Below are 14006 nucleotides of genomic sequence, written 5' to 3'. Positions count from 1 at the left end.
CGGCGTGGTTCCTTTCCTTCAACAAGATTGTGCCGCAGCCGCTGCGTACGCACGGGCCGCGGCGCGGGAATGCCCGTTTTCCATGTTCCGCCGTGCGTTCCCGGCGCCCCGCGTGCCTGCGGCGCGGCGGGAACGGCGGGTCAGCGGCGGAAGAACGGCCCTACGTTGCGCACGGCCTCGACGAAGCGCTGCGCGTCCTCGGGGGTGTTGTAGACGCCGCTGGACGCGCGGTTGGACGCGTAGACGCCGAAATGCCGGTGCACGGGCTGCGCGCAATGGTGGCCGACGCGGATGGCGACGCCCTGCGCGTCGAGGAACTGGCCCACGTCGTGCGGGTGCACGCCCTCCACTTCGAACGCGACGGTGCCGATGCGGCCGCGGTTGTCGCGCGGGCCCAGGATGCGCACGCCGTCGATGTCGCCGATGGCTAGCAGCCCTTGGGCGATGGCATGCTCGTGCGCCGCGACGTTCTCCATGCCGATGTCCATGAGCCACTGCGCCGCCACGCCGGCGCCGACGACCTGCGCCACCGGCTGCGTGCCGGCTTCGAAGCGGGCCGGAGGCGCCATGTACTGGGCGGGGCGGTCCATGAACGCGAGCTCCACCATCGAGCCGCCGAAGCTGGCCGGCGGCAGCGCCTCGAGCAGTTCGCGCCTGCCGTACAGGAAGCCGACGCCGGTCGGCCCGTACATCTTGTGCGCGGAGAAGGCGGCGAAATCCACGCCGAGCGCATGGAAGTCCACCGGGATGTGCGGCACGGACTGGCATGCGTCGAGCACGAACAGCGCGCCGACCTCGTGGGCGCGGCGCACCAGCGGCGCCACGTCGGTGATGACGCCGGTCGTGTTGCCCACATGCGTCAGCGCGACGATCTTCGTGCGCTCGGTGATGACGTCGTCCGCCATGTCGGTGCGGATGCGCCCTTCGTCGTCGAGGTCGAGCCACTTGAACGTGGCGCCGGTGCGGGCGGCGAGCTCCTGGAACGGCAGCAGCACCGAATGGTGCTCGGCCTTCGACACGACGATCTCGTCGCCGGGCTTCAGCGCGAAGCGCTGCGCGTCGGCTCCCCCGCGCCCCAGGGACGCGTTGCCGATGGCGGTGGCGAGCAGGTTGAGCGCGCCGGTGGCGCCGGAGGTGACGACGAGCTCCTCTTCGCCTTCCTTCCAGCCGGCCCCGACGAGGCGCGCCACCGAAGCGCGCGCGCCTTCGAAGTCGTCGGTCGCCCGCGACGCCAGCTCATGGGCGCCGCGGTGCACGCCGGCGTTGTCCGTTTCGTAGAAGCGCCGTTCCGCGTCGATGACCGCCTGCGGCTTCTGGGCCGTGGCGCCGGAGTCGAGGTAGACGAGCGGGTGGCCGTGGATCTGCTGGTCCAGGATCGGGAACTGCCCGCGGATCTTCGCGAAGTCAGCCATGCCGAGCCCCTTACGCCAGCGCCGATTCGGAGGCGCCTTCGGGCATGTAGGCGTCGTAGCCGTTCTCCTCGAGCTCGTCGGCAAGCTCCGGGCCGCCGGTCTTGACGAAGTGGCCGTCGGCGAACACGTGCACGATGTCGGGCTTGATGTACTTGAGGATGCGCGTGTAGTGCGTGACCATCAGGATGCCGAAGTCGTTGGCCGCCTTGGCGCGGTTGACGCCTTCGGAGACGATGCGCAGCGCGTCGACGTCGAGGCCCGAGTCGGTTTCGTCGAGGATGGCGAACTTGGGCTTGAGCAGCTCGAGCTGGAGCACTTCGGCGCGCTTCTTCTCGCCGCCCGAGAAGCCCTCGTTGACCGAGCGCGTGGCGAACTTGGGGTCCATCTTGAGCTGCTTCATCGCTTCGGCCAGCTCCTTCGTCCACGTGCGGATTGCCGGCGCCTTGCCGTCGATCTCCGTCTTCGCGGTGCGCAGGAAGTTCGTCATCGACACGCCCGGCACCTCCACCGGGTACTGCATCGCCAGGAACAGGCCGGCCTTGGCGCGCTCGTCGGGCGTCATCGTCAGGATGTCGACGCCGTCGAGGAGCACCTGGCCGGAATCGACCTCGTACTTCGGGTGGCCGGCCAGCGTGTAGGCCAGCGTCGACTTGCCGGAGCCGTTGGGGCCCATGATGGCGTGCGTTTCGCCGGAGTTGACGGTCAGGTTGACGCCCTTGAGGATTTCCTTGCGGCCTTCCTTCGTCTCTACCGACGCGCACAGGTCCTTGATTTCGAGAGTGGACATTGTTTCCTCCAAAAAGTTCAGTTGGTCAGCGGACAGCGGCGCCGGTCAGCGGTCGGCCTGCTCGAGGCGGCGGTCGACGGCGGCCATCAGGTGGCCGGCGATCTCGTCGATGCCGATTTCCTGGATGAGCTCGCCGAAGAAGCCGCGCACGACGAGCTTGCGCGCCTCGTGCTCGGGGATGCCGCGCGACTGCAGGTAGAACAGCTCCTCGTCGTCGAACCGGCCGCAGGAGCTGGCATGGCCGGCGCCGACGATGTTGCCGTTCTCGATCTCGAGGTTCGGCTCCGAGTCGGCGATGGCGCCCGGCGTGAGCACGAGGTTGCGGTTGAGCTCGTAGGAATCGGTGCCGGGGGCGGTCGGCTCGATCAGCGCGTTGCCCACCCACGTCGAGTGCGCGCCCTTGCCTTCGAGCGCGCCCTTGTAGACGACGCGGGAACGGCATTCCGGCTCGTTGTGCACGACCATCGTGCGGTGCTCGATGTGCTGGCCCGGGTCGACGAAGTAGATGCCGAGCATGTTGATGTCGCCGTGTTCGCCGGCGAAGTCCTGGTCCATGCGGATGCGCACGACGTCGCCGCCGATCGTGACGACGGCATGGCGCAGCGACGCCTCGCGGCCCACGCGGATGCGGTGCGAGCCGACGTGCTTCGAATCGGCCGACCATTCCTGGATGAACGTCGTGGAGACGTGGGAATGGGCGCCGGTGACGATCTCGACGCCCTCGGCCAGGCGCGCCTGCCCGGCGTGCTCGACGACGACGTCGGCGTGCACGCCCTCGCCGGCCGCGATGACCAGATGCAGCGCGTCGGGATCAAGCGAGCCGCCGTCAATCTTGATCAATACCGGACGCTGCGGGTCGCGCAGGATCTCGACGACGGTAGCCGACGGCGCGACGTTCCATTCGATCGCCGAAACGCGGTCGTTCGGCTTGGAAACGGTGCCGGAAAGGTCCTCCCCCATCCGGCAGGTGCGCACGGCGACGCAGGACGGGTCGATCTCGTTGCCGTCGATGTCGGTGACTTCCAGCAGGCACGAACCGCTCGGCTCGAACGGATCGAAGAACTCGGCGAGCCGGTCCACCGGCGTATAGCGCCAGTCTTCCTGCTTGCGGGTCGGCACCGCGAAGTCGGCGGCGTCGAACGAACGGGGCGCGTTGTCGGCGCTCGACGGCATCGCCGCCGGCACCGCGTACGGATCGGACGGATCCGCGACGGGTATCGTGATCTCTTTTTCGGTTGCCATGCTGTTCAGCCCACCGATCCTTCCATCTGCAGTTCCACCAGGCGGTTCAGTTCCAGCGCGTACTCCATCGGCAGCTCGCGGCTGATCGGCTCGACGAAGCCGCGCACGATCATCGCCATCGCCTCCTTCTCCTCGATGCCGCGGCTCATCAGGTAGAAGAGCTGGTCCTCGGAGACCTTCGAGACGGTCGCTTCGTGCGCCATCGACACGTCGTCCTCACGCACGTCGACATGCGGGTACGTGTCGGAACGGGAGAAGTCGTCGACGAGCAGCGCGTCGCACACGACGTTCGAGCTGGAGCCCTCGGCGCCGTCGACGATCTTGACCAGGCCGCGGTAGGCCGAGCGGCCGCCGCCGCGCGAAATGGACTTCGCGACGATCGTGGAGCTCGTGTGCGGCGCCAGGTGGATCATCTTCGCGCCGGTGTCCTGGTACTGGCCCTTGCCGGCGAAGCCCAGCGACATCGTGCTCGCGTTCGCGTACGGCTCGGCGAGGATGCAGGCCGGGTACTTCATCGTCGCCTTCGAGCCGATGTTGCCGTCGACCCATTCCATCGTGCCGCCTTCGCGCACGTAGGCGCGCTGCGTGACGAGGTTGTAGACGTTGTTCGACCAGTTCTGCACCGTCGTGTAGCGCACGCGGGCGTTCTTCTCGACGATGATCTCGACGATGGCCGCATGCAGCGAATCGGTGGAGTAGATCGGGGCCGTGCAGCCTTCGACGTAGTGCACGTAGCTGCCTTCGTCGGCGATGATCAGCGTGCGCTCGAACTGGCCCATGTTCGGGGTGTTGATGCGGAAGTAGGCCTGCAGCGGGATGTCGACGTGGACGCCCTTGGGCACGTAGACGAAGCTGCCGCCCGACCACGCGGCCGTGTTGAGCGCGCCGAACTTGTTGTCCTCCGGCGGCACGATCGTGCCGAAGTACTTGCGCACCAGGTCCGGGTACTCGCGCACGGCGGTGTCGGTGTCCACGAAGATGACGCCCTGCTTGGCGAGGTCCTCCTGGATGGAGTTGTAGATGACCTCGGACTCGTACTGCGCGGCGACGCCGGAGACCAGACGGCTCTTCTCCGCCTCCGGGATGCCGAGGCGGTCGTAGGTGGTGCGGATGTCGTCCGGCAGGTCCTCCCACGTGGCGGCCTGCTTGCCCACCGGCTTGACGTAGTACTTGAAGTCGTCGGCGTCGAAGCCGCTCAGGTCGACGCCCCATTGCGGCATCGGCTTGTCGACGAACGCCCGGTAGCCGCGCAGGCGCATGTCGAGCATCCATTCGGGCTCGCCCTTGTCGGCGGAGATCTCGCGCACGACCTGCTCGTCGATGCCCTTCTTGGCGGCCTGGCCGGCCGCGTCCGAATCGTGCCAGCCGTAGGTGTAGTCGCCGAACTGGCCGATGATCTCGTCGTCGGCCTTGAGCTTGTCCTCGTTGACGCCGCCGCGGGCCGCGACGTACTGGTTCATTTCGACGTCGCCATGGCCCTGCGGCGACGCGGCGCTGGTTTCGCTGGTTTCGCTCACCGTACCTCCCCTGCTTTGCAAAGTTCCACAAGCAAACCTAACAGATGGGGCGCCACTTTTTCCAGCGCTTGAGGCTGGATGGATGTGGGATTCCTCTCATTGGCGGCGTTTCGGATTAGCCGCTCCAAAATGGATTAGCATGCGGTTCGGCCCCGGCGCATGCGGCTCGGTTCTGGACCGCAGGCGGATCGGCCGGACCGTCCGGTCATTCCTGCACGGTGACGCTGGTGCCCATCAGCATGAAGTCGTAGAACCATTCGGCGACGTCCCAGCCGATGCCGATGCAGCCGTGCGACGTGTTCTTGCCCATCGCCGCGATCTGCGCGTCGCTCATCGCCGTGTCGGTGGCGATGCGGTGGATCGCGCAGCCGGACTTCGAGAAGTAGTTGACGTAGTGGACGCCCTTGACGTCCCAGGTTTCGGTGGAGCCGTCCGACAGCGTCAGCGTGCCGCTCATGTCCTGCTCGGGGTACTTGAGCCAGACTTCGAAATTGCCTTCCGGCGTGCACATGTCGCCGTTCTTGCACTTGCCGGTCGCGTAGTCGTTGCCCTGGCCGGCGGTGATGTGCACGGTCTTGACGGCCTTGCCGTCGACGTACGCGGTCAGCGTATGGTCGGACAGGTCGGCAACGAGATTGCGCGTTTCCTTCGTCGTCTTCATCGCGGTGACGCTGCCGTCGATCGAGACGGCGTCGGCGTCGCCGGCGATGACCTTCAGCGCGTCCGTTCCGACGTTCGAGTCGCCGCCGTCGGCGACGGTGACGCCGTCGTGGCCCTGTACGGTGACCTCAAGGACCCGGCCGTTCGCGTTGACAATCTCGCTTTGGTCCTTCGCGTCCGGCTGGAAGGAAGCCTTGATGTCCTTGTCGTAGGAATCCTGCAGCCTGGAGGCGCTGAAGATGACGTCGCCCTTCTTGACCTCGCCGTCGCCGGCGGTGCCGCTGGGGGCGATCGTGGCGGCGTCGAGCAGTTCCTGCGCGCTGAACGAGGCGACTTCGTGGCCGTCAATCTCGATCTTCACCGGGTTCTCTACCAAAGATTCGAGCGTTTCCTTCGCGTTCTGCGCGGCTTGCGTGGTGACTGCCGGCTCAATCTGGGTCAGCGACAGCGTTACCGTCTGCGGCTGCGTCGTTCCCAGGGATTCGACGGCGGCGACGGCCTGTTCGGCGACCGGCTTCGCGTCGACGCCGGTGCCTTCGGACGCTTCGGAAACCTCGAACTCGCCGTCGTCGTTGAGCGTGACGGACGCGTCGACGGCGCCGTCGGTCGTGATGCCGAGCTTCTTGTTGAGCGTCGCCGGGTCGGCGCCGGACGCGTCGATCGACGGCGCAACGTCGGCGGAAACCCACGGCAGGTAGCGCTCGTACCACGGCAGCGAGCGCTTCGCATCGAACGCCTGCCGGGCAATGGCATTGGCGTCGACGGAAACGCCGAGGTCATCGAGCGTGACCGACGTTTCGGTGCCGTCGTACGAAACCGTCACGGCGGTCGTGTCCGCGGCGTGCGCAACGGATTCCTCGATCTTGGACAGGCTTTCCCCGGCGACGCTGTGCCCCCACAGCGTGACCCCCGGCAGCGCGTGGGACTGGAAGTACCATACGGCGCCGCCGCAGGCCGCGGCGAGCAGCAGGACGATGCCGGCGACGATGGCGATCCACAGATGGCGCTTGCCACGCGGCTTCGCCGCATGCTCGCCGGCGGAACCGGCCGCCCACGCTCCGGGAGCGCCCAGAGCCTCGTTCTGGGTGAAATCCTCCAGCTGGTAGCTGTCGTCGAACTGCGGGTTGCCATTCGCCATATCCGTCCCCTGCCGCTTCGTGTGCCCTACGCAAACCAAACGGTTCAATTATGCAACAAGGCCACGCACAACCCAATGCGCGTGGCCTTCTTGCGGCAAATCCCTACAGGAAATCCTAAACTGCGGCGGTTCCTTTATTCGCCGGCCTCGGCCAGGCGTTCCGCCTTGTGGTCGATGGCGGCCTTGACGAGGCCCTCGAAGAGCGGATGCGGCTTGGTCGGGCGGCTCTTGAACTCCGGGTGCGCCTGCGTGGCGATGTAGAACGGGTGCACCTCGCGCGGCAGCTCGACGAACTCGGTGAGCTCGCCGTCGGGGCTCTGGCCGGAAATGACCAGGCCGCCGTCGCGCAGCTGGTCCTTGTAGGCGACGTTCACCTCGTAGCGGTGGCGGTGGCGTTCGGTGACGTCGGTCGTGCCGTACAGGTCGGCCGCCAGCGAGCCTTCGAGCAGCTTGGCCGGGTAGGACCCCAGGCGCATCGTGTGGCCCATGTCGCCGTTGCCGGCGACGATGTCCTTCTGCTCCTCCATCGTCGCGATGACCGGATGCTCGCAGTCGGGCTCGAACTCGGTGGAGTTGGCGTCGGCGATGCCCAGCACGTTGCGGGCGTACTCGATGACCATCGACTGCAGGCCGAGGCACAGGCCGAGCGCCGGGAGCTTGTTTTCGCGGGCGAACTTGAGCGCGCCGATCTTGCCGTCGATGCCGCGGATGCCGAAGCCGCCGGGGATGACGATGCCGTCGACCTGGTCGAGCGCGGCGGCGGCGCCTTCCTCGGTTTCGCACAGGTCGGCCGCGACCCACTTGACGTTGACCTTCGCGAAGTTGCCGAAGCCGCCGGCCTTGATCGCCTCGGTGACGGACAGGTAGGCGTCGGGCAGGTCGATGTACTTGCCGACGATGGCGACGTTCACCTCGTGCTTGGGGTGGTGGACGCGTTCGAGCAGGTCGTCCCACTCGTCCCAGTCGACGTCGTGGAACGGGAAGCCCAGCTCGCGCACGACGTAGGCGTCGAGGCCCTCGTCGAACAGGATCTTCGGCACGTCGTAGATCGAGCGGGCGTCGACGCAGTTGACGACGCCTTCGGCGTTGACGTCGCACATCAGCGAGATCTTGTCCTTGATCGACTGGGTCAGCGGGCGGTCCGAGCGCAGCACGAGCGCGTCCGGCGTGATGCCCAGCTGGCGCAGCATCATGACGGAATGCTGGGTCGGCTTCGTCTTGAGCTCGTGGGCGGCGGCGATGTACGGCACGAGGGAGACGTGCACGAACATGCAGTTCTCCGGGCCCAGCTCGCGGCGCACCTCGCGGGCGGCCTCGAGGAACGGCTGCGACTCGATGTCGCCGACGGTGCCGCCGATTTCGGTGATGATGACGTCGACGTCGTCGGCCGCCTGCGCGCGCATGCGCGACTTGATTTCATTGGTGATGTGCGGGATGACCTGCACGCACTGGCCGAGGTATTCGCCGGCGCGTTCCTTGCGCAGCACCTCCTGGTAGATCTGGCCGGTGGTGACGTTCGCCTTCTGCGTCAGCGGCACGTCGAGGAAGCGCTCGTAGTGGCCGATGTCGAGATCGGTTTCGGCGCCGTCTTCCGTGACGTAGACCTCGCCGTGCTGGAACGGGTTCATCGTGCCCGGGTCGACGTTGATATAGGGGTCGAGTTTCTGCTGAAGTACCTTGATGCCGCGGCTGCGCAGAAGACGGCCGAGGGAGGACGCCGTCAAGCCCTTTCCGAGGGAGGAAACCACGCCGCCGGTGACGAAAATATGCTTGGTGACGTGTTCTTGGGAATTGCCATGTTGTCTTCTAGCCATGGGACTTCAGTATATGCCGCGTGCGGGACGCCGCCAGACGAACCGGCCCCTTCAGTCTAGGCCCCTTTCCGCGGCCTCGGAGGGGAACCGGAATCCAGTCTTTTCCGTCCTCGCTGGGCCCGGTTCCTCCCCGGGCGGCGTGTCGGGGAACCGGGGCCAAGATTCCCGGCTCCCGCTGGGTCCGGTTCCTCCCGAACCGGCGAGTCGAGGAACCGGAAGCAAGAAGTCTTGGCTTTTGCTTGCTCCGGTTCCTCCTGGCGCCGCATATTGAGGAACCCGTGCCGGGAATCTTCCCCTTCCAACCATGCTGGTTCCTCCCAAGGCAGCATGCCGAGGAACCGGAACCAGGATTTCCGGCTTCCGCTGGGTCCGGTTCCTCCCGCGGCGGCGTGCCTAGGAACCGGAACCGAGATTTTCCGCTTCCGCTGGGTCCGGTTCCTCCCGAACCGGCGTGCCTAGGAACCGGAACCGAGATTTTCCGCTTCCGCTGGGTCCGGTTCCTCCCGAACCGGCGAGTCGAGGAACCGAAGCTGGCAAAGATTCTTCGCTGCGGAATCTGGTTCCCTTTCAATCGGCGGGTAAACAGGGGTTCAATCAGCAGAAAGACCGGGCTCGATTGGCAGAAGGACGAAAGACCGGACGGCAAGAGCGGGAATACAGCGGGAATCTCCGTCCCCTTGGCGCATTCCAATGCCGGCGAGGCGCGAGCGGTGTGGACGACACACCCTGCCATCCACATGCCCCGCGCAAAGTCGCCCCGAGCGGCACGATGCGCTTACCGTGGAGCGCATGAAAGAACATCCTCAACTGGCAGCAACGCTCGCGCGGGCGGAAAGGGAAGGCCGGTGCGCCGTCTGGACGACGAAAGCCGGAAAGGAAGCCGTCTGGAAACGTGTCCAATGCGGCGAACTGGTCTCGCCCTACCCCCATCTGTTTCTCAGCAGCGGCCGCTGGGAAACGCTGGACGCCGCCGCCCAGACGCTGCATGTCATCCGCGGGCTGGCGGCCTATGCCGACGACATCGTGTTCTGCGGGCCGACGGCAGCGGTGGCGTACGGACTGCAGGCAGTGAACGAAACGCTTAATCTGGGGATTTACATTGCGAAAGTCTCCCCGAAATCCATACGCCGCGTACTGGTACGGCACGTCAGGAGACCCACCGATACGCCGCCGGCACCGCGCCGTGCACAGTGGATGGGAGCGAGTGCCGCGCAGCTGGAAGGCGTGCAATGCAGCAACGGGGTCAGCGTGCTCGATATCGCCGTGGTCCTGACGCAGTGCGCGATGCTGCTGCCGTTCGCCCAGGCGCTCGCCATATTCGATTCGGCGTTCGCCCTTCCGACTGCGGACGCCGAACGCGTACGGGCTGCCGCACGAACGCTGGAAGCGCAGGAGGCGGTCTCGCGGCTGCTGCGGTTTCGCGAGCCGGAGAGCGCCAACGGCGGCGAATCGTTTGCACGCGGCGTCATGATCGAAGAGGGATTCCCGGCGCCGCGGGTGCAGGAACGGTTTTTCCCGGCAACGGGAGGCGTGCGCAAAACGGATTACAGCTGGCATCTGGGCAACGGCGACATCATCGTCGGGGAACTTGATGGCAAGGCGAAATACGGCGACCCCGAGATGACACAGGGAAGAAGCCCCGAAGAAATCGCGCATGCGCAGGTCATGCGTGAGCAGGAACTGCTGGCGTGCGGCGTCAGCCGCATCGTCCGGTTCACCTTCGATGAAGCCAGGGAGCGAGGCCCCCTGATCGCCAAACTCGTCGCGGCCGGGGTGCCGCGGTTCGGTCATGCGTTCGCCGGCGCGCTGACCAGTGAAACGATCTCGCTCGGAACGCTTGAGCTCGGAACGGCGAATTAGGGATTCCCAGACTGGGCGCTTTTCTTTCCGCGTTTTCCGCGTTCCGCATTCCATAGGGTTCCGGGGTGCGTCTCCCCTTTCGGGGACGTCGCAGGAGACTTCATCATCACAGGACCTTCTTGCGCGGTGCGTCTCCTCTCTTGGGGACGTCGCGCCCGGAACCGGAAACCGGAAATTCCCCCTCCCGTCGTTCCGGTTCCTCCCGGGACGGCATCCCGGGGAACCCGAACCAAGACTTCCCGCGCCTGCGCGCGTCCGGTTCCTTCTGCCGGTGCAGATTGAAGAACCCGACCCCGTAAATCTTCCCCGCTAGCCGTTCCGGTTCCTCCCAGTCCGGCGCGTTGAGGAACCGGACCTAGGATTCCCGGTTCTCGTTGGATTGGGTTCCTCCGTTTGCGGCATGTTGAGGAACCGGACCCACGATTCCCGGTTCTCGTTGGATTGGGTTCCTCCGTTTGCGGCATGTTGAGGAACCGGACCTAGGATTCCCCGCCCTTGCTGGGTCCGGTTCCTCCCCGGGCGGCGTGTCGGGGAACCGGGGCCAAGATTCACGGCTTCCGTTGGGTCCGGTTCCTCCGGATGCGGCGTGTTGAGGAACCGGGCCAAGGATTCCCTTCCCATGGGGAATCCGGTTCCTCGCAATGCGAAAAGGCGGCCGATGACGCTGGTCATCGGCCGCCTAAGGGGTGTTCAGTTATCGGTTATTCGGTTATTCAGATTGCGCTCAGCGGCGGTGGCGGCCGCACTGGCGGCGTGCGGACAGCGCGACCAGGCCGAAGGCGAGCGCGAGGGCGCAGGCCACGGCGAGCGCGGTGACGGAAGCGCCGGTCGAGGCGAGCTCGGCGTTGGCGGCGCCGTCGGCTTCGGCTGCCGCGCCGTCCGTCTCATCGCCGGTGACGGCGGCGGCCGGGTCGACGACGTCGGCATCGCCGGAATCGGAACCGGAACCGCCGGCCGGCTCGAAGACGGCCTCGACGTAGACGGTTTCGCCCGGCATCGTGAACGTGCCGTCCTCGGCGATCTCGATATCGCCCTTCGAGACGTTCCAGCCGGCGAAGCGGTAGCCGTCGTCCGGCTGCGCGGTCAGCGTGACGGTGGCGCCGGGCGCCACGTCGGACTCGGCGTCGGCCCAGGCGGAACCGCCTTCGGTCGCGCTGACGCGGACCTTGAACAGCGTGTCAGCGACGCGCCACAGCTGCGTGCCGTAGAACGGGTTCGCCGTGCCGATCAGCATGTAGTCGTCGGTGTCGCAGAAGATGCGCAGGCCGTGGTTGAACGGGTCGCCGAAGCCGTCGTCGCTGACCGTCTCCACGGTCACGCCGTCGCCGGTGTCGGTGATCTCGAACAGGTTGAAGCCGCGCTTGGACTGCGCCAGGTACGGCAGCGCCTTGAAGTAGGCCTGCAGATTGCGCTTCGACGTGAGCTTGACGATCGTGTCGTAGAGCCTCTTCATGCTGTCCGGGACGTCGGGGAGCTTGCACAGCGCCTCGATGTCGGCGAGGACGGCGGAATAGCCCTCGAGGAATTCTTCGGAGGCTTCATCGTCGATCTGCGTTTCCAGCTCGGTGAGCTTGTCGTTGATCGCCTCGATGGCGTCGGCGGTCGAGGCGTCCTCGATGCTGCCGGGGACGACGGAGCCGTCCTCGACGGCCTCGATGAGCTCGTCGCGGTCTTCGTCGACGAGCTCGACCTCGCCGTCGGCGATGTCGGCGACGTCGCCGGACGCGAGCGCCTCGTTCGCGTCCTCGACGGCCTGGTCGACGAGCGCCTCGGCGTCCTGTTCCTGGACGGCGGCGCCATCGGCCGCATCGGCGGCGGCGTCCGCGTCGATGGACGCCAGGCCGCCGCCCCCGTTGGAGGTGAAGAGCAGCGCGAGGAACGTGCGCAGGTAGGAAACGGTGGCCTTCCACTCGTCGCGGCTCATGTGCAGGATGTCCCCGTTGGTGAACTGGGCGGCCGGCTCGAGCAGCGTCGTCGTGTTCATCGTCGACAGGTACATCTTGCCTTCATGCACGGTGGTCTGCCAGGTGTACTGGTTCATGTTGTTGCCGAAGCCCGCGCCCAGGCCGGTCGAGCCGCCTTCGGGGAACGTGGCGTTCGGCTCGCCGACGAGCATCTCGACGTTTTCGTCGGCGTCCATGCGGTAGAGGTTGATGGACTGCTCGAGGTTCGTGGCCTGGGTCACGAAGTCCGAGTTCAGCACGAAGCCCTGCAGCGCGCTGGACACGTCGTTGTAGTCGCCGATGTACAGGTAGTCGCCGTAGACCTGCAGCGTGCAGGCGCCGGCGGAGACGCGGCTTTCGTCGAGGCCGTAGTAGTAGCGGGCGCCGAGTTCCGGGTCGCCTGCCAGCGGATGCCAGCTCCAGTCGGACTTCTCGGTCGGGTCGCCGTCGTTCTCGCCCACGTAGATGGCGAAGGAGCGGTTCGTGCCGGTTTCCTCGTCGCGCGTCTCGACGCTGCCGGTGCACACGACGACGTAGAGCTTGCCGTTGAATTCCTGCACCTGGTAGATGCCGCCACCGCCGTTGACGTCGGAGCGGTGGATGGCCGGCAGCCCGTCGAAGCTGTCCATGTCGGCGATGACCTTGTAGGAGCCGGGGACCGACGGGGTGTCGGAGGCGACGAGGAACGCCGCGCCCTGGCCGTCGTCGGTGGGCTTCAGGTCGCCGGCGATCAGCGTGTCGCCGAACGAGCCGATGGCGCGCGTGGACGTGAACACGTTCTGCGCCACGAGCTCGCGGAAGCCGGCAGTGTCGACGCTGTCGTAGACGCGCGTGAGCTTGTCGCCGTTATCGGGGTCGACTTCGTAGATGCACGGGAAGCCGTTCTGCATGGCGATGGCCATCGCCAGTTCGCGCTGCGTGAGCTTGGAGGCGTCCTCGCCGGTGGGGTCGACGTTGGCGGTATCCATCACCATGCCCTCGAAGTACAGCTTGCCGTTCATCTTGAACGCGCTGCGGAACGTCGGGATGACGCCCTGGCCGCCTTCGATGCCGGCGCTCTTGGACATGAGGATCTTCGTTTCGCCGGTCTTGACGTTGAACTTGAACAGCATGCCGCCGGCGCTCTCGCCGTCCGGCTCGCCGGTATACATGTGCCCGGCGTACATCGTCTGGATCAGCGCTTTGGCCTGGTCGGTGGTCATGCCCGTGTTCACCGCGAAGCCGCTCTGCAGGATCGCCTGCACGCCCAGGCCGCCGTACATCGTGCCGACGTACACCCAGTCGCCCACCGATTCGGCGGCGTAGCTGTACGACTGGCCGCGGTCGCCCTGGCCTTCGTCGGCTTCGGTAATCGCGCCGCCGCCGATGTAGTCGACGACGCCGTCGGCTGCCTGCAGCCCGGTTTCCGGATGGCTCACCTTCTCGAAGAGCATGCCGTTGCCGTTCTGCGACGAATACACGGTAGTGATGCGTTCGTCGAGCGAAGCGGTTTCGTTGGCGACCGCCAGCGCCGCGCTGCCGCTGGCCAGCATGGCGCAGGCGGCTACGGCGCTGATTGCGCCGCGTAGCGTTTTCTTCACAATATTCTCCTTATGCATTGAGATTGGGTGCGGCGTGCCGGCTACCCCTCAGT

At 66.3% G+C, this 14006-nt stretch carries 8 protein-coding genes; 1 reads left to right on the top strand and 7 read right to left on the bottom strand.

Going from position 1 to position 14006, the window contains the following annotated elements:
• Window positions 1-140 precede the first annotated feature (140 nt).
• The 6 genes from AC1AXT_RS04155 to AC1AXT_RS04130 form a co-directional block, all read right to left on the bottom strand.
• On the bottom strand, window positions 141-1412 hold the full coding sequence (locus AC1AXT_RS04155; RefSeq protein ID WP_476539425.1) for a cysteine desulfurase: 1272 nt from the start codon (window positions 1410-1412) through the stop codon (window positions 141-143).
• Window positions 1413-1422: 10 nt separating this feature from the next.
• Entirely contained in the window at window positions 1423-2199 is a 777-nt protein-coding gene (gene sufC, locus AC1AXT_RS04150; protein WP_476539423.1) for a Fe-S cluster assembly ATPase SufC, read from the bottom strand.
• 45 nt (window positions 2200-2244) lie between these two features.
• Complete coding sequence (gene sufD / locus AC1AXT_RS04145; RefSeq protein WP_476539421.1) at window positions 2245-3441, bottom strand: Fe-S cluster assembly protein SufD; 1197 nt, start codon at window positions 3439-3441, stop codon at window positions 2245-2247.
• Window positions 3442-3446: 5 nt separating this feature from the next.
• A complete protein-coding gene (gene sufB / locus AC1AXT_RS04140) occupies window positions 3447-4901 on the bottom strand; it encodes a Fe-S cluster assembly protein SufB (protein ID WP_476540473.1) in 1455 nt (484 codons plus the stop codon).
• Between the two features lie 262 nt (window positions 4902-5163).
• Window positions 5164-6756, bottom strand: coding sequence for a L,D-transpeptidase (locus AC1AXT_RS04135; protein ID WP_476539419.1), 1593 nt, complete (start codon window positions 6754-6756; stop codon window positions 5164-5166).
• A 134-nt stretch (window positions 6757-6890) separates the two neighbouring features.
• Window positions 6891-8570, bottom strand: coding sequence for a CTP synthase (locus tag AC1AXT_RS04130; protein WP_476539417.1), 1680 nt, complete (start codon window positions 8568-8570; stop codon window positions 6891-6893).
• Window positions 8571-9260: 690 nt separating this feature from the next.
• Here AC1AXT_RS04130 and AC1AXT_RS04125 point away from each other — a divergent pair.
• The gene (locus AC1AXT_RS04125; protein WP_476539415.1) at window positions 9261-10430 is read left to right on the top strand and encodes a hypothetical protein; all 1170 of its coding nucleotides are present in this window, start codon (window positions 9261-9263) and stop codon (window positions 10428-10430) included.
• Window positions 10431-11154: 724 nt separating this feature from the next.
• On the opposite strand, the gene AC1AXT_RS04120 is transcribed toward AC1AXT_RS04125, so the two are convergent.
• Window positions 11155-13953, bottom strand: coding sequence for an InlB B-repeat-containing protein (locus AC1AXT_RS04120; RefSeq protein ID WP_476539413.1), 2799 nt, complete (start codon window positions 13951-13953; stop codon window positions 11155-11157).
• Window positions 13954-14006 lie beyond the last annotated feature (53 nt).

It is taken from the genome of Bifidobacterium sp. LH_450, from assembly GCF_056356715.1.
This window is presented reverse-complemented; position numbering and strand designations above follow the sequence as displayed.

Coding starts and splice junctions, on each gene's coding strand:
- AC1AXT_RS04155 (WP_476539425.1), bottom strand. CDS start 1,412: ATGGCTGACTTCGCGAAGATCCGCGGGCAGTTCCCGATCCTGGACCAG.
- sufC (WP_476539423.1), bottom strand. CDS start 2,199: ATGTCCACTCTCGAAATCAAGGACCTGTGCGCGTCGGTAGAGACGAAG.
- sufD (WP_476539421.1), bottom strand. CDS start 3,441: ATGGCAACCGAAAAAGAGATCACGATACCCGTCGCGGATCCGTCCGAT.
- sufB (WP_476540473.1), bottom strand. CDS start 4,901: ATGAACCAGTACGTCGCGGCCCGCGGCGGCGTCAACGAGGACAAGCTC.
- AC1AXT_RS04135 (WP_476539419.1), bottom strand. CDS start 6,756: ATGGCGAATGGCAACCCGCAGTTCGACGACAGCTACCAGCTGGAGGAT.
- AC1AXT_RS04130 (WP_476539417.1), bottom strand. CDS start 8,570: ATGGCTAGAAGACAACATGGCAATTCCCAAGAACACGTCACCAAGCAT.
- AC1AXT_RS04125 (WP_476539415.1), top strand. CDS start 9,261: ATGCCGGCGAGGCGCGAGCGGTGTGGACGACACACCCTGCCATCCACA.